At 68.0% G+C, this 21,433-nt stretch carries 19 protein-coding genes; 17 read left to right on the top strand and 2 right to left on the bottom strand.

Annotation, left to right across the window (positions count from 1 at the left end; all coding sequences use genetic code 11):
* Complete coding sequence (locus EV650_RS19145) at positions 1-1,263, bottom strand: isochorismate synthase (RefSeq protein ID WP_134120411.1); 1,263 nt, start codon at positions 1,261-1,263, stop codon at positions 1-3.
* A gap of 138 nt (positions 1,264-1,401) precedes the next feature.
* Between EV650_RS19145 and EV650_RS19140 the strand changes: the two genes are divergently transcribed.
* From EV650_RS19140 to EV650_RS19060, 17 genes are all read left to right on the top strand, one after another.
* A complete protein-coding gene (locus EV650_RS19140) occupies positions 1,402-2,100 on the top strand; it encodes a demethylmenaquinone methyltransferase (protein WP_134120410.1) in 699 nt (232 codons plus the stop codon).
* Between the two features lie 154 nt (positions 2,101-2,254).
* Positions 2,255-3,568 (top strand): geranylgeranyl reductase family protein, encoded by a 1,314-nt coding sequence (locus tag EV650_RS19135; protein WP_134120409.1) that lies wholly within the window; start codon positions 2,255-2,257, stop codon positions 3,566-3,568.
* Positions 3,569-3,654: 86 nt separating this feature from the next.
* Positions 3,655-4,014 (top strand): NADH-quinone oxidoreductase subunit A, encoded by a 360-nt coding sequence (locus tag EV650_RS19130; protein WP_134120408.1) that lies wholly within the window; start codon positions 3,655-3,657, stop codon positions 4,012-4,014.
* Between the two features lies 1 nt (position 4,015).
* Positions 4,016-4,570, top strand: coding sequence for a NuoB/complex I 20 kDa subunit family protein (locus EV650_RS19125; protein WP_134120407.1), 555 nt, complete (start codon positions 4,016-4,018; stop codon positions 4,568-4,570).
* On the top strand, positions 4,567-5,268 hold the full coding sequence (locus EV650_RS19120) for an NADH-quinone oxidoreductase subunit C (protein WP_134120406.1): 702 nt from the start codon (positions 4,567-4,569) through the stop codon (positions 5,266-5,268). The genes EV650_RS19125 and EV650_RS19120 overlap by 4 nt, the downstream gene beginning before the upstream one ends.
* Positions 5,268-6,605 (top strand): NADH-quinone oxidoreductase subunit D, encoded by a 1,338-nt coding sequence (locus EV650_RS19115; protein ID WP_134120405.1) that lies wholly within the window; start codon positions 5,268-5,270, stop codon positions 6,603-6,605. Before EV650_RS19120 ends, EV650_RS19115 begins: the two co-directional genes overlap by 1 nt.
* Positions 6,606-7,334 (top strand): NADH-quinone oxidoreductase subunit NuoE, encoded by a 729-nt coding sequence (nuoE, locus tag EV650_RS19110; protein ID WP_134120404.1) that lies wholly within the window; start codon positions 6,606-6,608, stop codon positions 7,332-7,334.
* Positions 7,335-7,336: 2 nt separating this feature from the next.
* A complete protein-coding gene (nuoF, locus tag EV650_RS19105; RefSeq protein ID WP_134120403.1) occupies positions 7,337-8,647 on the top strand; it encodes an NADH-quinone oxidoreductase subunit NuoF in 1,311 nt (436 codons plus the stop codon).
* Positions 8,644-11,082 carry an NADH-quinone oxidoreductase subunit G gene (locus tag EV650_RS19100; RefSeq protein WP_134120402.1) on the top strand — a complete coding sequence of 813 codons (2,439 nt, stop codon included), beginning with the start codon at positions 8,644-8,646 and terminating at the stop codon, positions 11,080-11,082. The genes nuoF and EV650_RS19100 overlap by 4 nt, the downstream gene beginning before the upstream one ends.
* The gene (gene nuoH, locus EV650_RS19095; RefSeq protein WP_134120401.1) at positions 11,079-12,392 is read left to right on the top strand and encodes an NADH-quinone oxidoreductase subunit NuoH; all 1,314 of its coding nucleotides are present in this window, start codon (positions 11,079-11,081) and stop codon (positions 12,390-12,392) included. The genes EV650_RS19100 and nuoH overlap by 4 nt, the downstream gene beginning before the upstream one ends.
* Complete coding sequence (gene nuoI / locus EV650_RS19090) at positions 12,385-12,933, top strand: NADH-quinone oxidoreductase subunit NuoI (RefSeq protein ID WP_134120400.1); 549 nt, start codon at positions 12,385-12,387, stop codon at positions 12,931-12,933. Before nuoH ends, nuoI begins: the two co-directional genes overlap by 8 nt.
* On the top strand, positions 12,930-13,739 hold the full coding sequence (locus tag EV650_RS19085; protein WP_134120399.1) for an NADH-quinone oxidoreductase subunit J: 810 nt from the start codon (positions 12,930-12,932) through the stop codon (positions 13,737-13,739). The genes nuoI and EV650_RS19085 overlap by 4 nt, the downstream gene beginning before the upstream one ends.
* The gene (gene nuoK / locus EV650_RS19080) at positions 13,736-14,035 is read left to right on the top strand and encodes an NADH-quinone oxidoreductase subunit NuoK (protein WP_130384807.1); all 300 of its coding nucleotides are present in this window, start codon (positions 13,736-13,738) and stop codon (positions 14,033-14,035) included. Before EV650_RS19085 ends, nuoK begins: the two co-directional genes overlap by 4 nt.
* An 11-nt stretch (positions 14,036-14,046) precedes the next feature.
* Positions 14,047-15,915 (top strand): NADH-quinone oxidoreductase subunit L, encoded by a 1,869-nt coding sequence (gene nuoL / locus EV650_RS19075; protein WP_134120398.1) that lies wholly within the window; start codon positions 14,047-14,049, stop codon positions 15,913-15,915.
* A complete protein-coding gene (locus EV650_RS19070; protein ID WP_134120397.1) occupies positions 15,912-17,435 on the top strand; it encodes an NADH-quinone oxidoreductase subunit M in 1,524 nt (507 codons plus the stop codon). Before nuoL ends, EV650_RS19070 begins: the two co-directional genes overlap by 4 nt.
* Before the next feature lie 5 nt (positions 17,436-17,440).
* Entirely contained in the window at positions 17,441-19,024 is a 1,584-nt protein-coding gene (gene nuoN / locus EV650_RS19065; RefSeq protein WP_134122564.1) for an NADH-quinone oxidoreductase subunit NuoN, read from the top strand.
* Positions 19,021-20,043 (top strand): polyprenyl synthetase family protein, encoded by a 1,023-nt coding sequence (locus EV650_RS19060; RefSeq protein ID WP_134120396.1) that lies wholly within the window; start codon positions 19,021-19,023, stop codon positions 20,041-20,043. Before nuoN ends, EV650_RS19060 begins: the two co-directional genes overlap by 4 nt.
* Here the strand turns inward: EV650_RS19060 and qcrB are convergent.
* The gene (gene qcrB / locus EV650_RS19055) at positions 20,035-21,384 is read right to left on the bottom strand and encodes a cytochrome bc1 complex cytochrome b subunit (protein WP_134120395.1); all 1,350 of its coding nucleotides are present in this window, start codon (positions 21,382-21,384) and stop codon (positions 20,035-20,037) included. The two genes, EV650_RS19060 and qcrB, sit on opposite strands and share 9 nt — an antisense overlap.
* Between the last annotated feature and the right edge of the window lie 49 nt (positions 21,385-21,433).

Raw genomic sequence — 21,433 nt, 5'->3', positions numbered from 1 at the left:
TCAGTCTCCTAGAGCGTCTCTCATCGGCACCAGCTTGGCGTTCGTCTCGGCCAGTTCGGCGTCCGGGTTGGATCCGGCCACGATGCCGGCGCCGGCGAACAGGCGCATCCGGCGCGGGTCGTCGGAGTCGGCCTGACCGCAGCGCAGGGCGATGCACCACTCGCCGTCGCCCGCGGCGTCCATCCAGCCGACCGGTCCGCTGAACCGGCCGCGCTGCATCCCCTCGATCTCGCCGATCAGGTCGCGCGCGACCGGTGTCGGCGTACCGCAGATCGCTGCCGACGGGTGCAGCGCGGCGGCCAGGCCGAGCGCGTTCGCGCCGTTCGCGGCGACTCCGGCGACGTCGGTGGCGAGGTGCATCACGTTCGGCAGGTGCAGTACGAACGGGGTCTCGGGGACGTTCATCGACTTGCAGTGCGGCTCGAGCGCCTCGGCCACCGAGCGGACGGCGTACTCGTGCTCCTCGAGATCCTTCGACGACCGGGCCAGCGACGCGGCGAGCGCGAGGTCGTGCGCGTCGTCTCCGGTACGGCGGATGGTCCCGGCCAGCACCCGTGACGTGATCAGGCCCTTCTCCCGGCGGACCAGCAGCTCCGGGGTGGCGCCGATCAGGCCGTCGACGGAGAACGTCCAGCAGTTCGGGTACGCCGATGCGAGCCGGTGCAGCGGCCAGCGCAGATCGATCGGCTGCTCGGCGATCGCGATCAGGTCGCGGGCCAGCACCACCTTGTCGAGCTCGCCGCCGGTGATCCGGCGGACCGCGTCGGCGACGATGCTCGACCAGGCGGTTCCGGTACGGGCGCCGTCCGCGAACGTCACGTCGTACACCGGGGACGGCTCGTGCGCGACCAGCTCGGGCGGCGCAGTCAGCGAGCTGGCCGGCGAGATCGTGGTCACCCAGGTGATCCCGCCGCGGCGGCCGACGATCACCTCGGGGACGACCAGTTCACTCGGGTCTTCGTCGGTGAACCCGAACGACCCGAAGCAGACAAGTCCGGAGCCTGGTACGCCGATCTCGTCGCGAACCACCGCGGTCGCGGTCAGCTCCTGCCACCAGCTCACCGCCTCCTGGAAGCGGTTGCTGCCGGCAACGTCCAGGCGGGCGGCGACTCCCCAGCCGACCTGCCCGTCGCCGCGCCGGACCCAGGCCAGCCCACCCTCGGGCGGTAGATGGTCCAGTAGTTCGGCCGCCACGCCCTCGACGGGCTGGCTGCGGACCACCAGGCTCGGAGCCTGACTGCGGACCGGTTCGGACAAACTCACGAGACCACTCCTCGCTCGCGCTGCGGCCCCGGGTTGCGGGCCAGACGACACCAGAGATGCACTCACGAGATGCAAGCGTATGCCTGCCCTGTGTCCAGCGAATTTCGGTGCCGCTCAGCCCCGTGATGAACTAGACAGGTGACCCGCGCAGATCTGACCAAACAGCCGCAGGCGGTGGCGGCCATGTTCGACAACGTGGCCGAGGGGTACGACCGGACCAACGCGGTCGCGACGATGGGTCTGGAGAAGCACTACTGGCGACCGGAGACCTTCAAGGAGGTCGCGCCGCGGAAGGGGATGAAGATCCTCGACCTGGCTGCCGGGACCGGCGCGTCCAGCATCAAGCTGCGGGAGGCCGGCGCCGAGGTGGTGTCGTGCGACTTCTCGGTCGGCATGCTCCGGGTCGGCAAGCGCCGGCACCCCGAGCTCGACCTGATCGCCGGGGACGCGCTCCGGCTCCCGTTCGCGGACAGCAGCTTCGACGTGGTGACGATCTCCTGGGCGCTGCGGAACGTGAACGACGTCACGGTCGCGCTGAAGGAGATGCTCCGGGTGACCCGGCCCGGCGGCCGGCTCGTCGTACTCGAGCAGTCGCATCCGACCTGGAAGCCGTTCCGCGTGGTGTACCTGGAGTACATGATGCGCGCGGTGCCGGTGGTCGCGAAGGCGGTGTCCAGCAACCCCGACGCGTACGAGTACCTGGCCGAGTCGACCCGCGCCTGGCCGGCCCAGGAACCGCTGGCCCGCACGATCGAGGCCGCCGGCTGGACCCGGGTCCAGTGGCGCAACCTGACAGGTGGTCTGGTGGCAATCCACCGCGCCGTCAAGCCCAGTTAATTACGCAACGGAAATTATGCGTAATTGGCTTGCCTGCAAGGGGGTTGGGGTGAGTTTCGTGTCCGAGTCAGGCAGTCCTAGACTGTCGAGTGAAGAGGGTTCGTGAAGTCATTCACGAGCGCACACGCCCCCCAAGAACATCCAGGCCGGAGAGATGAGCCAGAGCGTCCCGAGCGGGCAGCAGGCGGAGACCGCCGATGTGATCGTCGTCGGTGCCGGACCCGCCGGATCGGCAGCGGCGTACCACCTGGCCAACGCCGGACTCGACGTGTTGCTGCTGGAGAAGACCGCGTTCCCGCGGGAGAAGGTGTGCGGTGACGGGCTGACCCCGCGCGGCACCAAGCAGATCATCAACATGGGCATCGACATCTCCGAAGAGGCCGGCTGGATCCGCAACTACGGCCTCCGGATCCAGGGCGCCGGGCACCAGCTCCAGCTCGACTGGCCGGATCTGGCCAGCCACCCGAACTACGGCCTGACCCGGAACCGGATGGACTTCGACGACATGCTCGCCCGGCAGGCCGTGAAGGCCGGGGCGCGGCTGCGCGAGCGGACCAACGTGGGCGCCCCGATCCTGGACGACAAGGGCTTCATCGTCGGCGTCACGGCGAAGCCGGTCGACGACAACGGCCGGCGCTCCGGTGCGGACGTGGAGTACCGCGCGCCGCTGGTGATGGCGGCCGACGGCAACTCGTCCCGGCTGAGCATCGCGATGGGGCTGCACAAGCGCGACGACCGCCCGATGGGTGTCGCCGTCCGGACGTACTTCACCAGCCCGCGGACCAACGACGACTACCTCGAGTCCTGGCTGGAGCTGTGGGCCGACGACCCGAAGCAGCCGGGCGGGAAGGTGCTGCTGCCCGGGTACGGCTGGATCTTCGGGATGGGCGACGGCACGGTCAACGTCGGGCTCGGCATCCTGAACACCTCGGACGCGTTCGGCAAGGTCGACTACGCCGACCTGCTGAAGGCCTGGCTGAAGAACACGCCGCCGCAGTGGCAGTTCACCGACGAGTTCCAGACCATCCCGATCCGGGGTGCCGCGCTGCCGATGGGCTTCAACCGGCAGCCGCACTACACCCGCGGACTGATGCTGCTCGGCGACGCCGGCGGCATGGTCAACCCGTTCAACGGCGAGGGCATCCCGTACGCGATGGAGTCCGGCGCGTTCGCCGCGGAGGTCGCCGCGCAGGCGCTGCACCGGCAGTCGAACCAGCGGGAGCGCGCGTTGTCGGCGTACCCGAAGGCGCTGAAGCAGGAGTACGGCGGCTACTACACACTCGGCCGGATCTTCGTGAAGCTGATCGGAAATCCGGAGGTGATGCGGCTGTGCACGAAGTACGGTCTGCCGCGCACCACTTTGATGAAGTTCACCTTGAAGTTGCTTGCCAACCTCACCGACCCGCGCGACGGCGACGTGATGGACAAGATCATCAACGGGCTCACCAAACTCGCTCCAGCCGCCTGACCGGCGGGGCGAGTGAGCTGAGCCACAGACGTACTGATATCCAAAGACACATACAGATCACCGGCTGAAGGAGGGAGCACGCAGCGATGCACCCCTATACACCGATTCTCGCTCTCGGTGTGCTCGCGGCGCTCTTCGTCGCAGGCAGCATCACCATTAGCGCGCTGGTCGGCCCGAAGCGCTACAACCGGGCCCGGCTGGACTCCTACGAGTGCGGCATCGAGCCGACCCCGCAGCCGGTCGGCGGTGGCCGCTTCCCGGTGAAGTACTACATCACCGCGATGCTGTTCATCGTGTTCGACATCGAGATCATCTTCCTCTACCCGTGGGCGGTCGCCTTCGACCAGATGGGCCTGTTCGGGTTGGTCGAGATGGTCATCTTCATCGTCACCGTCTTCGTCGCCTACACCTACGTGTGGCGCCGCGGCGGACTGGAGTGGGACTGACATGGGTCTTGAGGAACAGCTTCCGGCCGGCGTACTGCTGAGCACCGTCGAAGGACTGCTCGGCTACATGCGCAAGGCGTCGTTGTGGCCGGCAACCTTCGGGCTGGCCTGCTGCGCGATCGAGATGATGACCACCGGTGCGCCGCGGTACGACGCCGCCCGGTTCGGCATGGAGGTCTTCCGGGCGTCGCCGCGGCAGGCCGACCTGATGATCGTGGCCGGCCGGGTGAGCCAGAAGATGGCTCCGGTACTGCGTCAGATCTACGACCAGATGCCCGGTCCGAAGTGGGTGCTCGCGATGGGCGTCTGCGCCTCGTCGGGCGGCATGTTCAACAACTACGCGGTCGTCCAGGGCGTGGACCACGTCGTACCCGTCGACATGTACCTGCCCGGCTGCCCGCCGCGGCCGGAGATGCTGCTGGACGCGTTCCTGAAGATCCACGACCAGATCCAGCACATGAAGCTCGGCGCGCACAAGAAGGCGCTGCAGACCGAGCAGGAGGCAGCGGCCCTGACCGCCGCCCCGACGATCGAGATGAAGGGTCTGCTGCGGTGAGCGATACCCAACCGGAGAACCTTCCGGCGACGCCGTCGGCTGGTGACGGCGGCACGCCAGAGGTGATCGATCAGCGCGAGGGCATGTTCGGTGTCCAGGGCACCGGTGACACCTCGGGCTTCGGCGGCCTGCGCCGCCAGGTCCTGTTGCCGGGCAGTACGCCGAAGCCGTACGGCTCCTGGTTCGACGGGGCCACCGACCGGCTCGAGGGCCTGGTCGCCGAGGGCTCGATCGAGAAGGTCGTGGTCGACCACGGCGAGCTGACCCTGCACATCACGCGGGAGAACCTGGTCGAGGTGTGCAAGCACCTGCGCGACGACGAGGCGCTGCGGTTCGAGTTCTGCTCCGGCGTCAGCGGGGTGCACTACCCGCACGAGACCGGCCGCGAGCTGCACGCCGTCTATCACTTCCTCTCGATCACCCACAACCGCCGGATCCGGCTGGAGGTGTCGGCGCCCGACGGCGACCCGCACATCCCGTCGATCGTCTCGGTCTACCCGGCCAACGACTGGCACGAGCGGGAGACCTGGGACTTCTTCGGCATCGTCTTCGACGGGCACCCGGCGCTGACCCGGATCCAGATGCCCGACGACTGGCCGGGGCACCCGCAGCGCAAGGACTACCCGCTCGGCGGTATCGACGTCGAGTACAAGGGCACCGTCATCCCACCGCCCGACACGCGGAGGTCGTACAACTAATGACTGCCACAGATCCGTACGCGACCACCCGGGACACCACCGAGGGCAAGGTCTTCACCGTCACCGGCCAGGACTGGGACTCGGTGGTGGCCGGCCTCGACGAGGAGCCCGAAGAGCGCGTCGTCGTCAACATGGGCCCGCAGCACCCGTCCACGCACGGCGTACTCCGGCTCATCCTCGAGCTCGACGGCGAGTCGGTGACCGAGGCCCGCTGCGGCATCGGCTACCTGCACACCGGCATCGAGAAGAACATGGAGTTCCGCTCCTGGGTGCAGGGCGTCACCTTCGTCACCCGGATGGACTACCTGGCGCCGTTCCACAACGAGGTGGCGTACTGCCTCGCGGTCGAGCGGCTGCTCGGGATCGAGGACCAGATCCCGGAGAAGGCCAACGTGATGCGGGTGCTCCTGATGGAGCTCAACCGGATCAGCAGCCACCTGGTCTGCATCGCCACCGGTGGGATGGAGATCGGCGCGCTGACCGTGATGACGATCGGCTTCCGGGAGCGTGAGAAGACCCTGGACCTGTTCGAGCTGATCACCGGGCTGCGGATGAACCACGCGTTCATCCGGCCGGGTGGGGTCGCGCAGGACCTGCCGCCGGGTGCGCTGGACAAGATCCGCGAGTACATCACCTGGATGAACAAGCACCTCAAGGAGTACGCCGAGCTCTGCAACGCGAACCCGATCTTCAAGCACCGGCTGGACAACGTCGGATACCTCGACCTGGCCGGCTGCATGGCGCTCGGGATCTCCGGGCCGACGGTGCGCTCCACCGGGTACGCGATGGACCTGCGCAAGTCGCAGCCGTACTGCGGGTACGAGACGTACGACTTCGACGTACCGACCTGGGACAGCTCGGACTCGTACGGACGGTTCCGGGTCCGGCTGCAGGAGATGCACGAGTCGCTGAAGATCGTCGAGCAGTGCGCCGACCGGCTGGAGAAGATGGACGGCGACCCGGTGATGGTGGCCGACAAGAAGATCGGCTGGCCGAGCCAGCTGGCTGTCGGCGCCGACGGGATGGGCAACTCGCTCGACCACATCAAGCACATCATGGGCGAGTCGATGGAGGCGCTGATCCATCACTTCAAGCTGGTCACCGAGGGCTTCCGGGTGCCGGCCGGCCAGGCCTACGTGGCGATCGAGTCGCCGCGCGGCGAGCTCGGCGCGCACGTCGTCTCCGACGGCGGCACCAAACCGTTCCGGGTGCACTTCCGTGACCCGTCCTTCGCAAACCTGCAGGCGATGCCGATCATGTGCGAGGGCGGCCAGGTCGCCGACGTGATCGTCGCTGTCGCCAGCCTTGACCCGGTGATGGGTGGAGTGGACCGCTAAATGGCCGAGAACCACGCGACTGCAACCGACAAGCCGGTGCCGTACAGCACCGGCGACTCGAAGATCACCGACGCCACCATCGCGGAGATGCGCGAGCTGATGGCGCGGTACCCGCAAGCCCAGTCGGCGCTGCTGCCGATGCTGCACCTGGTGCAGTCGGTGGAGGGCCGGGTCACCCCGGAGGGCATCGAGATCTGCGCCGACCTGCTCGGGCTGACCGGTGCCGAGGTGTCCGCGGTGGCCACCTTCTACACGATGTACAAGCGCCGCCCGGTCGGCGACTACCACGTCGGCGTCTGCACCAACACGCTGTGCGCGGTGATGGGCGGCGACCTGATCTTCGACCGGCTGAAGCAGCACCTCGACGTCGGCAACGACGAGACGACCGAGGACGGCAAGATCACCCTCGAGCACCTCGAGTGCAACGCCGCCTGCGACTACGCGCCGGTGATGATGGTGAACTGGGAGTTCTTCGACGACATGACGCCGGAGTCGGCCACCAAGCTGGTCGACGACCTGCGCGAGGGCAACGAGGTGAAGTCGCCCCGCGGTGCGACGATCTGCACCTGGCGCGAGGCCGAGCGGGTGCTGGCCGGTTTCACGGACGGCCGCGCCGACGAAGGCCCGACCGGTGGCAAGGCGACGCTGGCTGGCCTCCGGCTGGCCCGCGAACGCAACTGGACCGCTCCCGGCGGCTCCTCCAACGCCGACGCCCAGAAGGAGGACTGACCATGGCTGACACGCTGACCCCGGTGCTGTCCGACAACTGGGACCAGATCAAGTCCTGGCAGCTCGCGTCGTACCAGCGTTCCGGTGGGTACGACGCATTGCGTACGGCGTTCACCATGCAGCCGGCCGATGTCGTTGCCACCGTCAAGGACTCCGGTCTGCGCGGTCGTGGCGGCGCGGGCTTCCCGACCGGGATGAAGTGGTCCTTCATCCCGCAGGACAACCCGAAGCCGAAGTACCTGGTGGTGAACGCGGACGAGTCCGAGCCGGGCACCTGCAAGGACATCCCGCTGATGATGGCCTCGCCGCACACGCTGGTCGAGGGCGTCGTCATCGCGTCCTACGCGATCCGCGCGTCGGTCGCGTTCATCTACGTCCGCGGTGAAGTGCTGCACGTGGTCCGCCGATTGCAGCAGGCGGTCCAGGAGGCCAAGGACGCGGGCTTCATCGGCCAGAACATCCTCGGCACCGGCTACGACCTCGACGTGGTCGTGCACGCCGGCGCCGGCGCCTACATCTGTGGCGAGGAGACGGCGCTGCTGGACTCGCTCGAAGGACGTCGCGGTCAACCCCGGCTGCGTCCTCCGTTCCCTGCTGTCGCGGGCTTGTACGGCTGCCCCACTGTTATCAACAACGTCGAGTCGATCGCGTCGGTTCCCGCCATCGTCAAGAACGGCGCGGACTGGTTCGGCTCGATGGGCACCGAGAAGTCCAAGGGCATGACGCTGTACTCGCTGTCCGGGCACGTCACCCGCCCGGGGCAGTACGAGGCCCCGATGGGCATCACGCTGCGCGAACTGATCGACCTCGCCGGCGGAGTCCGGGCCGGTCACACGCTGAAGTTCTGGACGCCGGGTGGTTCGTCCACGCCGCTGCTGACGGCGGAGCACCTCGACGTACCGCTGGACTACGAGGGCGTCGGCTCGGTCGGGTCGATGCTCGGCACCAAGGCGCTGCAGATCTTCGACGACTCCGTCTGTGTGGTCCGGTCGGTGCTGCGCTGGACCGAGTTCTACAAGCACGAGTCCTGCGGCAAGTGCACCCCGTGCCGCGAGGGCACCTGGTGGCTGGTGCAGATCCTCGAGCGGCTGGAGCACGGCAACGGCACCGAGGAAGACCTGGTCACCCTGCTCGACCTGTGCGAGAACATCACCGGCCGCTCGTTCTGCGCGCTGGCCGACGGTGCGACCGCGCCGATCGCCAGCTCGATCCAGCACTTCAAGGACGAGTACCTGGCGCACTTCGAGAACGGCGGCTGCCCGTTCGACCCGATGGCAAGCACTGTCTTCGCGACCGCTGGAGCTAGCGCATGACGATCCAAGCGAACCCGCCGGCTGGGTCGGAGGTGGAGCGTACCGATCTGGTCACCCTCACCATCGACGACATCGAGGTGAAGGTTCCGAAGAACACCCTGCTGATCCGGGCGGCGGAGCAGATCGGGATCCAGATCCCGCGGTTCTGCGACCACCCGCTGCTCGACCCGGTCGGCGCCTGCCGGCAGTGCCTGGTCGAGATCACCGACGCCGGGAACGGCCGCGGGATGCCGAAGCCGCAGGCGTCCTGCACGATCACCGTCGCCGACGGCATGGTGGTCCGGACCCAGGTCAGCTCGCCGGTCGCGGACAAGGCCCAGCACGGGAACATGGAGTTCCTGCTGATCAACCACCCGCTCGACTGCCCGGTCTGCGACAAGGGCGGCGAGTGCCCGCTGCAGAACCAGGCGATGAGCAACGGTGCCGGTGAGTCCCGGTTCGCCGAGACCCACGGGATCAAGCGCACCTACCCGAAGCCGATCAACATCTCGGCCGAGGTTCTGCTGGACCGCGAGCGCTGCATCCTCTGCGCGCGCTGCACCCGGTTCTCCGAGCAGATCGCCGGTGACCCCTTCATCGCGCTGGTCGAGCGCGGTGCGCTGCAGCAGGTCGGCATCTACGAGAAGGAGCCGTTCGAGAGCTACTTCTCCGGCAACACGATCCAGATCTGCCCGGTCGGCGCGCTCACCAGTGCGGCGTACCGGTTCCGCTCGCGGCCGTTCGACCTGGTGTCGGTGCCGTCGGTGGCCGAGCACGACTCGTCCGGTGCGGCGATCCGGGTCGACTACCGGCGCGGCAAGGTGATGCGCCGGCTGTCCGGCGACGACCCGCAGGTCAACGAGGAGTGGATCTCCGACAAGGACCGGTTCGCGTTCAACTACGCGAACACCGGCGACCGGCTGACCCACCCGATGATCCGTGAGGACGGCGAGCTGCGGCCGGCGTCCTGGCCGGAGGCGCTGACCTTCGCAGCCGACAAGCTTGCCGCGGCCCGCGGCAACGCGGCGGTGCTGACCGGTGGCCGGCTGACCCTCGAGGACGCCTACGCGTACTCGAAGTTCGCCCGGGTCGCCCTGGGCAGCAACGACATCGACTTCCGGGCCCGGCCGCACTCCGCGGAGGAGGCGGACTTCCTCGCCGCCGCGGTGGCCGGCACCGGCCTGGGTACGACGTTCGCCGACCTGGAGCAGGCCGGATCTGTGCTGTTCGCCGGGTTCGAGCCCGAGGAAGAGGCGCCGTCGGTCTTCCTCCGGGTCCGCAAGGGCGTCAGGTCCCACGGGACCAAGGTGTTCACCATCGCGGCGTACCCGTCGCGGGGTATCGAGAAGCTGGACGGGGTCGTCGTCCAGGCGTCGCCGGGCACCGAAGCCGCCGTACTCGGGGATCTCGGGAACATCGGCGAGGCCGGGGCTGCTGCCCGGGCCGCGCTCGGTGCCGACTCGATCATCGTCGTCGGCGAGCGGCTGGCGAGCGTCCCGGGTGGGTACTCGGCCGCGCTGCGGCTGGCGCTCGACACCGGCGCGCAGCTGGCCTGGATCCCGCGGCGTGCGGGTGACCGGAGTGCGCTCGAGGCCGGATGCCTGCCGGGGCTGCTGCCCGGTGGCCGGCTGGTCACCGACCCGCAGGCGCGGGTCGACCTGCAGGCTGCCTGGGATGTGGAGAACCTGCCGGGCGAGACCGGCAAGGACCTGACCGAGATCCTCGCGAGCGCCGGAGCCTTGGAGGCGTTGGTGGTCGCAGGGGTCGAGATCGACGACCTGCCCGACCCGGCCGCGGCGCTGGCCGCGCTCGAGGCCGCGCCGTTCGTGGTCAGCCTCGAGGTTCGCAACTCGCAGGTGACCGAGTACGCCGACGTCGTCTTCCCGGTCGTTCCGCCGGTGGAGAAGTCCGGCACCTTCGTGAACTGGGAGGGTCGCGAGCGGCCGTTCCCGGTGGTGCTCAAGGTGCCGACCGCGATGCCGGACGTCCGCGCGCTGGCCGCGCTGGCGCAGGAGATGGGCCACTCGCTCGGCTTCAGTACGCCGGGCGGCGCGAAGCAGGAGTTCGACGAGCTCGGCCGCTGGGACGGCGGCCGAGCCCAGGAGCCGACGTACCAGGCCGGTCCGGCTCTCGGTGCGTTCGACTCGACCCGGCTCGCGACCTGGCGGATGCTGATCGACGACAGCCGGGCCTGCGACGGTGAGCCGCACCTGACCGCGACCGCCCGGACGCCGGTCGCCCGGATCTCGCTCACTACCGCGCACCGGATCGGTGTCGCCGACGGGGACGAGCTGGTGGTGAGTACCGACGCCGGGACGATCCGGCTGCCGGTGCTGATCACCCCGATGACCGACAACGTGGTCTGGCTGCCGACCAACTCGGCCGACTCCCACGTCCGCCGGTCACTGCACGCAGACCATGGCTCGATCGTGACGATCGCCGGAGGGAACGCATGACCATCCCACTCGCCGTGCCGGATGCGGGGGTCGGTCACGACCCCTGGTGGGTGATCCTGATCAAGGTCCTCTTCATCTTCGTCTTCCTGGTGGTGCTGACGCTCTTCAACATCTGGTGGGAACGCCGGGTCGTCGCGAAGATGCAGCACCGGATCGGCCCGAACGTGCACGGACCCTTCGGTCTGCTGCAGTCGCTGGCCGACGGCGTGAAGCTGATGCTCAAGGAAGACCTGATGCCGAAGGGCGTCGACCGGCTGGTCTTCGTCCTGGCGCCGGCCATCGTCGCCATCCCGGCCTTCCTCACCTTCGCGGTGATCCCGTTCGGGCCGACGGTGAAGATCCCGTGGACCGACACCTACACCCGGCTGCAGCTGACGGACCTGCCGGTCTCGGTGCTGTACGTGATGGCGATCGCCTCGATCGGCATCTACGGCATCGTGCTCGGCGGCTGGTCGTCCAACTCGACGTACTCGCTGCTCGGTGGCCTGCGGTCCAGCGCGCAGATGATCTCCTACGAGGTCGCGATGGGCCTGGCGCTGGTGACGGTGTTCCTGTTCGCCGGCTCGCTGTCCACCTCGGAGATCGTGGCGGCGCAGTCGCACCAGACCGTGCACTGGTTCGGCGCGACGATCTCGCTGCCCGGGTGGTACGGGTTCCTGTTGTTCCCGTCGTTCGTGATCTACGTGATCTCGATGGTCGGCGAGACCAACCGGGCGCCGTTCGACCTGCCCGAGGCCGAGGGCGAGCTGGTGGCCGGCTTCCTGACCGAGTACTCCTCGATCAAGTACGCGATGTTCTTCCTGGCGGAGTACATCAACATGGCGACCGTGTCCGCGCTGGCCACCACGCTGTTCCTCGGCGGCTGGCGGGCGCCGTGGCCGATCTCGATCTGGGACGGCGCGAACTCGGGCTACTGGCCGGTGCTGTGGTTCCTGGGCAAGCTGATGTGCTTCATCTTCTTCTACATCTGGCTGCGCGGGACGCTGCCGCGACTGCGGTACGACCAGTTCATGAAGCTCGGCTGGAAGATCCTGATCCCGATCTCGCTGGCCTGGATCCTGCTGGTCGCCACCGTTCGCGCGGTCGGCCGGGAGACCAACTTCAGCCGGACCACGCTGGCGATCGCGGCCGTCGTCGTCCTGGTGATCGCGCTGGCGCTGAGCGCGATCCCGCAGAAGCCCAAGGAAGAAGACCAGGCCGAAGTGGCCGACGGCAAGGAGTTCGACGCCTTCGCCGGCGGGTTCCCGGTGCCCCCACCGCTCCCGAGTCAAGAGTCCGAGCCGAAATCGAAGGCAGGCAGCCGTGGCTAGTCTCAAAGAGTCCCTCTGGGATCCGGTCGCCGGATTCGGGGTCACCTTCCGGACGATGTTCCGGAAGACGTTCACCGAGCAGTACCCGTTCGAGAAGAAGCCGACCGCGCCCCGGTTCCACGGCCGGCACCAGCTGAACCGCTGGCCGGACGGGCTGGAGAAGTGCATCGGCTGCGAGCTGTGCGCGTGGGCCTGCCCCGCGGACGCGATCTACGTCGAGGGCGCGGACAACACCGAGGGTGGCCGGTTCTCTCCTGGTGAGCGGTACGGGCGCGTCTACCAGATCAACTACCTGCGCTGCATCCTCTGCGGTCTGTGCATCGAGGCCTGCCCGACCCGGGCGCTCACGATGACCAACGAGTACGAGCTGGCCGACAGCACCCGCGAGTCCCTCATCTACGAGAAGAAGGACCTGCTGGCGCCGATGCTCCCGGGCATGCAGGAGCCGCCGCACGACATGCAGCTCGGTGCGACCGACAAGGACTACTACCTCGGTCTGACCGGTGCCGCCGTACCGGCCGAGGGGAGTGACGCCAAATGATCGCCATGGTCACCGGCCCGCAGGTCGCGTTCTGGCTGCTGGCTCCGGTCATGATCCTGGCCGCCATCGGGATGATCCTGGTTCGTAAGGCGGTGCACTCGGCGCTGCTGCTGGCGACCGTGATGATCTGCCTCGCGGTGCAGTACGCCGCTCAGGACGCACCGTTCCTGTTCGCCGTACAGATCATCGTCTACACCGGCGCGATCCTGATGCTGTTCCTGTTCGTGCTGATGCTGGTCGGCGTGGACGCGTCCGACTCGCTGGTCGAAACGATCCGCGGTCAGCGGCTGCTCGCCGGGATCGCCTTCATCGCCTTCGGCGTACTGCTGCTCGCCGCCGTCGGGAACGCGACCTTCGCGCACCCGACCGGCCTGGCCGACGCGCAGCCGGACGGGAACCCGAAGGCGATCGCGGCGCTGCTGTTCGGCAAGTACGTCTGGGCCTTCGAGGTCACGTCGGCGCTGCTGATCACCGCCGCGATGGGCGCGATGATGCTGGCCCACCGTGAGCGGCTGACCAAGAAGCTGACCCAGCGCGACCACGCCGAGGAGCGGATCCGCAAGTACGCCGAGCAGGGCATCCACCCGGGTCCGCTGCCGACTCCCGGCGTACTGGCCCGGCACAACGCCGTCGACACGCCCGCGCTGCTGCCGGACGGGTCGATCGCACCGACCTCGGTGTCGCGTGTGCTGCAGGCACGTGGCACCGTGTTCCCCGAAACCGAGGAGCGCGCGGACGTCGAAGAGGTCCGCAAACTCGACGCGGGCGAGGACTTCGACGCCGCTGACGAAGGAGAGAAGGCATGACCACCGAGCCGTACATCGTGCTCGCGGCGATCCTTTTCAGTATCGGAGCGTTGGGCGTGCTGGTACGCCGTAACGCCATCGTCGTCTTCATGTGTGTCGAGCTGATGCTGAACGCGACCAACCTCGCGTTCGTCAGCTTCGCCCGCCAGCACGGCAACCTCGACGGTCAGATCGCCGCCTTCTTCGTGATGGTGGTGGCCGCGGCCGAGGTGGTCATCGGGCTGGCGATCATCATGGCCATCTTCCGCACCCGTCGTTCGGCCTCGGTCGACGACGCCAACCTGCTCAAGTACTGAGGTAAGCACCGATGAGTCATGAGCTGACGTGGCTGCTGGTCGCGGTACCGGCGGTGTCCGCGGCGATCCTGTTGCTCGGTGGCAAGGCCACCAACGCATGGGGTCACCTGCTGGGCACCCTGGCGCCGGTGATCTCCTTCGCCTTCGGTGTCGTGCTGTTCTTCCAGATGCGCGGCAAGTCCGACGGTGAGCGGTCCGAGACGGTCCGGCTGTTCGAGTGGTTCTCGGTCGGCCACATCAAGGTCGACTTCACCCTGCTGATCGACCCGCTGTCGATCCTGTTCGTGCTGCTGATCACCGGTGTGGGTTCGCTGATCCACATCTACTCGATCGGCTACATGGAGCACGACGAGCGGCGGCGCCGGTTCTTCGGCTTCCTGAACCTGTTCATCGCGTCGATGCTGCTGCTGGTCCTCGCGGCCGACTACCTGCTGGTCTTCGTCGGCTGGGAGGGCGTCGGTCTGGCGTCGTACCTGCTGATCGGTTTCTGGCAGATCAAGAACTCGGCCGCGGTCGCCGCGAAGAAGGCGTTCGTGGTGAACCGGGTCGGTGACATCGGCCTCTCGCTCGCGGTGATGAGCATGTGGGCGCTGTTCGGCTCGTCCGCGTTCTCCACCGTGAACGCCGGCGCCGAGCACCTGTCGAAGACCTGGGCCACGCTGCTCGGCCTGATGCTGCTGCTGGCCGCCTGCGGTAAGTCCGCGCAGGTGCCGCTGCAGTCCTGGCTGCTGGACGCGATGGAGGGCCCCACTCCGGTGTCGGCCCTCATTCACGCCGCGACCATGGTCACCGCGGGCGTCTACCTGGTGGTCCGCTCGCACGCGATCTACGCGGTCACGGACGCGGCCTCGACCGCGGTGGTGATCGTCGGTACGGTCACCGCGCTGGCCGGTGCGATCATCGGTTGCGCCAAGGACGACATCAAGAAGGCACTCGCCGGTTCGACGATGAGCCAGATCGGCTACATGATGCTCGCGGCCGGCCTCGGCCCGGCGGGGTACGTGTTCGCGATCTTCCACCTGCTCACCCACGGCTTCTTCAAGGCCAACATGTTCCTCGGCGCCGGCTCGGTCATGCACGGCATGAACGACGACGTGAACATGCGCCACTACGGAGCACTCCGGTCGGCGATGAAGGTCACCTTCGTGACGTTCGGCTTCGGCTACCTGGCGATCCTCGGCATCCCGCCGTTCGCCGGGTTCTTCAGCAAGGACAAGATCATCGAGGCCGCGTTCGCGGACAACATCGTGATCGGTCTGTGCGCGCTGCTCGGCGCCGGCATCACCGCGTTCTACATGACCCGGGTGATGATCATGACGTTCTTCGGCAAGAAACGCTGGGCCGAGGACGTGCATCCACACGAGTCGCCGAAGGTGATGACGTGGCCGCTGATCATCCTGGCCGCGCTCTCGCTGGGTGGCGGTGCGCTGTACTTCGCCGGTCACTGGATCGTCGACTGGCTGGCCCCGATCGTCGGGCACGAGGAGGAGCACGCTCCGCTGAGTGCCACCGTGATGACGATCATCACCCTCGCGGTCGTTGCCGTCGGCATCGCGATCTCGGTGCTGATGTACCGCCGGGACATCCCGCGGGAGGCTCCGGCCGGCTCGCCGATCACCACGTTCGCGCGTCGTGACCTGTACGGCGACGCACTGAACGAGGCCCTCTTCATGCGGCCGGGGCAGTACCTGACCCGGACGCTGGTCTGGCTCGACAACCGGGGCATCGACGGCCTGGTCAACGGGCTGGCCGCACTGTTCGGCGGACTGTCCGGCCGGCTCCGCCGGTTCCAGACGGGCTTCGTCCGTTCCTACGCACTCAGCATGGTCTTCGGCGCCGCATTCGTGGTCGTCGCCCTCCTCGCGGTGAGGTTGTCGTGAACATCGGTTGGCTGACCCTGTTACTGCTCCTGCCGTTCGTCGGGGCCATCGTGACGATGCTGATCCCGAAGGCGAAAGCGCTGACGGCCAAGCAGGTCGCGCTCGGGTTCTCGCTCGTGACGCTGGTGCTGACCGTGATCGTCGCGATCGGCTACCACCGCAACGGCCCGGACGACTACGCCGAGACGTACACCTGGATCAAGGCCTTCGGCGCGCACTACGCGCTCGGCCTCGACGGTGTCGGCGTCGTCCTGGTGGTGCTGACCGCGCTGCTGTCGCCGATCGTGATCATCGCGTCCTGGAACGACGCCCAGTCCGGGCGCTGGTCGGAGAAGTCCTTCTTCGCCTGGATCCTCGGCCTGGAGGCGCTGTCGATCGGCGTGTTCTCCGCGACCGACGTGTTCCTCTTCTACGTGCTGTTCGAGGCCACGCTGATCCCGATGTACTTCCTGATCGGCGGCTTCGGCGGCCCGCAGCGTTCGTACGCCGCGGTGAAGTTCCTGCTGTACTCGCTGCTCGGCGGTCTGCTGATGCTGGCCTCGGTGGTCGGCCTCTACGTCGTCTCGGCCAAGCACGGCGCACCGTCGTACCTGCTGACCGACATGATGAAGCTGGACATCAGTCAGAACACCGAGCGCTGGCTGTTCCTCGGCTTCTTCTTCGCCTTCGCGGTGAAGGCGCCGATGGTGCCGTTCCACACCTGGCTGCCGGACGCGGCCGGTGAGGCGACGCCGGGTACGTCGGTGCTGCTGGTCGGCGTCCTGGACAAGATCGGCACCTTCGGGATGATCCGGTTCTGCCTGGGCCTGTTCCCGAACGCGTCCCAGTGGGCCACCCCGGTCGTCCTGGTGCTGGCCCTGATCTCGGTCCTGTACGGCGCCCTGCTGGCGATCGGCCAGACCGATATCAAGCGGCTGATCGCGTACACCTCGATCTCGCACTTCGGCTTCATCGTGATGGGTATCTTCGCGCTGACGTCACAGGGCCTGACCGGCTCGACGCTGTACATGTTCAACCACGGTCTCTCCACCGCGGCCCTGTTCCTGGTGGCCGGATACCTGATCTCCAGACGAGGGTCCGCCCGGATCGCCGACTACGGCGGAGTGGAAAAGGTGGCTCCGGTCCTGGCCGGCACCTTCCTGTTCGCCGGCCTGTCCAGCCTCGCGCTGCCCGGTCTGTCGCCGTTCATCTCCGAGTTCATGGTGCTGGCCGGGACGTTCAGCCGGCACAAGGTGATCGCGGTGATCGCGGTCCTCGGGATCGTGCTGGCCGCGCTGTACATCCTGCTGATGTACCAACGCACGATGACCGGTCCGGTCCGGGCCGGGATCGAGAAGCTCAAGGACCTGAACGCGCGTGAGATTCTCGCGATCGCGCCGCTCATCATCCTGATCATCGGCCTGGGCATCTTCCCGAAGCCGATCGTCGACATCATCAAGCCCGCGATCGACTCGACCATGCAGCGGGTCGGCGTGACCGACAAGGCACCGCAGATCCCCGTGACGGAGGGACAGAAGTGAGCGCGATGTTGCTGCCGCTGGCAGACTTCACGGCGCCGAAGATCGAGTACAACGAGCTGGCTCCGCTGCTCGTGGTCTTCGGTGCGGCGTGTGTCGGCGTCCTGGCCGAGGCGTTCCTGCCCCGGCAGTTGCGGCACCTGGTGCAGCTGACCATCACGGTGGTCGCCGTGGTCGTGTCGGGTGTGCTGACCGGCATGCTGATGAACGGCAAGAAGGAAATCATCGCGGCCCAGGGCGCGATCTCGGTCGACGGCCCGGCGCTGTTCACCTGGCTGATCCTGCTGGCGCTGACCCTGATCAGCGTGCTGCTGTTCGCCGAGCGCTCGGTCGACGGCGGCCTGTCCGCGTTCGCCGGCCAGGCAGCCGCCGTACCGGGGTCTGAGGCCGAGCGTGAGGGTACGGCGGCCAGGATCGAGCACACCGAGGTCTTCCCGCTGACGCTGTTCGCGGTCGGCGGGATGATGCTGTTCGCCGCGTCGAACGACCTGCTGGTGCTGTTCGTCGCGCTCGAGGTCTTCTCGCTGCCGCTGTACCTGCTCTGCGGCCTGGCGCGTCGTCGCCGGCTGATCTCGCAGGAAGCCGCGATGAAGTACTTCCTGCTCGGTGCGTTCTCGTCGGCGTTCCTGCTCTTCGGCATCGCGCTGCTCTACGGGTACGCCGGGACGATGTCGCTGGGCGGGATCTCGGACGCGCTGTCCACCGACACCGGCAACGACACGATCCTGCTGGCCGGCACCGGTCTGCTGGGAGTCGGCCTGCTGTTCAAGGTCGGCGGCGTACCGTTCCACTCCTGGACGCCGGACGTGTACCAGGGCGCTCCGACGCCGGTCACCGGTTTCATGGCGGCCTGCACGAAGATCGCCGCGTTCGTCGGGCTGATGCGGGTCTTCTACGTCGCGCTCGGCGGGTCCCGCTGGGACTGGGCGCCGATGATGTGGATCGTCGCGATCCTGACCATGGTGGTCGGCTCGATCGTCGCGATCACCCAGACCGACGTGAAGCGGATGCTCGCCTACTCGTCGATCGCGCACGCAGGCTTCCTGCTGACCGCGTTCGTCGGGCTCGCGCAGGCCGGCAGCGGCGTACACAACGGCGGGATCACCTCGACCCAGGCGGTGCTGTTCTACCTGGTCTCGTACGGCTTCCCGACCATCGGCGCGTTCGCGGTCGTCACGCTGGTGCGCGACGCGGGCGGCGAGGCGACCCACCTGTCCCGCTGGGCGGGCCTGGGCAAGAAGTCGCCGCTGCTGGCCGGCATCTTCGCGTTCTTCCTGCTGTCCTTCGCCGGCATCCCGCTGACCGCGGGCTTCACCGGCAAGTGGGCGGTCTTCAGCGCGGCCTGGACCGGTGGCGCGTGGCCGCTGGTCGTGGTCGCTGTCCTGTCCAGCCTGGTCGCCGCGTTCTTCTACGTCCGCGTGATCGTGCTGATGTTCTTCTCCGACCTGCCGGCCGACTCGCCGGACGTGGCGCTGCCGGGCTGGCAGACCACGAGCGCGGTGGCGCTGGGTCTTGCCGCCACGGTGGTTCTCGGACTGGTCCCCGGGCCGGTGCTCGACCTGGCGGCCCGAGCTGGTGAGTTCATCCGTTGAGTCCGACCCCGCTGCCGGCCGAGAGCCTGGGATTCGAGTTCGCCGACGAGGCGCTCCAGTCCCGGGTTCGTGCCGGGCTGGAACGGGTCGAGCAGGCGCTGCTCGACGCGACCCAGTCCGAGGCGCCGTTCGTCACCGCGGCGGCGCAGCACGTCATGGTTGCCGGCGGCAAGCGGTTCCGGCCGCTGCTGGTGCTGCTGGCAGCCGAGTTCGGGCCGGACGCACTCGCTGACGACGTGGTGAAGGCGGCCGTCGTGGTCGAGCTCACCCACGTCGCCACGCTGCACCACGACGACGTGATGGACGAGGCCGCGCTGCGGCGAGGCTCGTCCACCGCGAACGCCCGGTGGGACAACTCGGTCGCGATCCTGTCCGGCGACTGGCTGTTCGCCCGCGCGTCGAACCTGGTCGCCGACCTCGGGCCGGAAGCGGTCCGGATCCAGGCCCGTACGTTCGGCCGGCTGGTCGAGGGTCAGATCCGCGAGACGATGGGCGTCGGCGAGGGCCAGGACCCGCTGAAGCACTACCTGTCGGTGGTCGCCGACAAGACCGGCTCGCTGATCGCGACGTCCGCCCTCTTCGGTGCCCGGTACGCCGGTGCTTCTGAGGAGATCCAGGAATCGCTGCGGGCGTTCGCCGAGGAGATCGGTGTGGCCTTCCAGCTCGCCGACGACCTGCTCGACATCGCGTCCGAGTCCGACCAGTCCGGCAAGACCCCGGGCACCGACCTCCGCGAAGGCGTCCCGACCCTGCCGGTGCTGATTTTCCGCGCCCAGGCAGACCCGAACGACGCCACCGACGCCCGCCTCCTGGACCTGCTCGAGTCCGACCTCTCCGACGACGCCCGCCTGTCCGAGACCCTGGACCTGCTCCGGTCCCACCCGGCCTTCGGCCAGGCCGAGGACGACGTACGCCGCCGCGCGGCCGACGCCCGCAAACTCCTCACCACCCTCCCCGAAGGCCCCGGCCGAGAAGCCCTCGAATCCCTCTGCGACCTGGTAGCCACCCGCTCAGTGTGAGGTGAGTTCGCGCTTGCTCGGGCGGTGCTGCTCGACGTAGCCGCCGTCGGGGCGGCGGACGATGCGGCCGGTCTCGATGCCGTTCGTGGCGATCTCGAGGTCGCGTTGCTGCAGGCCGAGGCAGATGCGGCGAGTGATGACCAAAGCTGCGGGTGGGCCCAGGATCAGTAGTAGCTGGAACATTCGCAGCAGCACGTTGATCGACAGGTGGAACTGAACGGCCATCGTGTCGGCGCCGGCGGCGGCCCAGAGGGTGCCGTAGAAGGTGATGCCCGCGACGCCGATGCCGGTCCGGGTCGGGTTGTTGCGTGGCCTCTCGAGCAGATGGTGATCCTTGTGGTCGCCGGTCAGCCGCTCCTCGATGAACGGGTAGACCGCGACGAGCACGAGGAACAACGTGCAGACCGCAACCGGTAGCAGGACAGCCAGGCTGATGGTCTTGCCCCACCAGACGACCTCCCATCCCGGCGCCAGCCGGAGAGAGCCGTCCAGGAACGCGAGGTACCAGGCCGGGCCGACACCGGCCGAGGTGTCCGCCGGGTCGGCCGGGCCGTACAGCCAGACCGGGTTGATGGTCGCCGTCGCGGCCATCACGACGGAGACCCCGACCACGAAGCAGAACAGGCCTGCGCTCTTCACCGCAGCGACGGCCGCCGGGCGTCCGACCACGTTGCGCTCTGTGTGCCCAGGCCCGGCGAACTGCGCGGGTTTGTTCCTGAGCGCGAGGACCGCGCCGAGGACGAAGAGCAGAAGGAGCGCGGCGGGCAGTACGACGATGTGCAGCGGGTAGAAGCGTGAGATCACGTCACCGGGGAACTCTCCGCCGAACAGCAGTGCGGACAGGCGGGAGCCGACGAACGGCGTCGCCTGCAGGACGCCGTCGAGTACTGCGAGGCTCGTCCCGGACGCCATGTCGTCCGGGAGGGACGTCCCGGTCAGAGCCGCGCCCAGCGTGGCGACGAGCAGCCCGAAGACGACGAGCCAGCTCAGCCGCCGTGGCCGACGGAATCCGGCGGTGAAGAACAGCCGAAGCAGGTGCAGCAAGATCGCCGCCACCATGATCAGCGTGGCCCAGTGATGGATCTGCCGCATCAGCAGGCCACCGCGGATCTCGAAGGTGATCCTGAGCGTCGATGCCAGTGCGCGCGACATCGGTAGGCCGTGCAGCGGTCCGTACGGTCCGTCGTACACCACGTGGTCGACCGACGGCTCGTAGTACACCATCAGGACCACGCCGCTGAGGACCACCACGACGAAGCTGTAGAAGGCGATCTGGCCGAACAGCAGCGACCAGTGGTCGGGGAATACTCTTGCTCGCAGGTTGCGCCATGGACGCCGCATGATTCGGCCCTCCTCGGTCATCCATACGACCCCGCAGCGACCGAGATTG

Source organism: Kribbella kalugense (genome assembly GCF_004365875.1).
In the GTDB taxonomy this organism is placed as follows: Bacteria; Actinomycetota; Actinomycetes; order Propionibacteriales; family Kribbellaceae; genus Kribbella; species Kribbella kalugense.
Note: the sequence above shows the minus strand (reverse complement) of the source record. Positions and strands in the feature narration are given on the sequence as shown.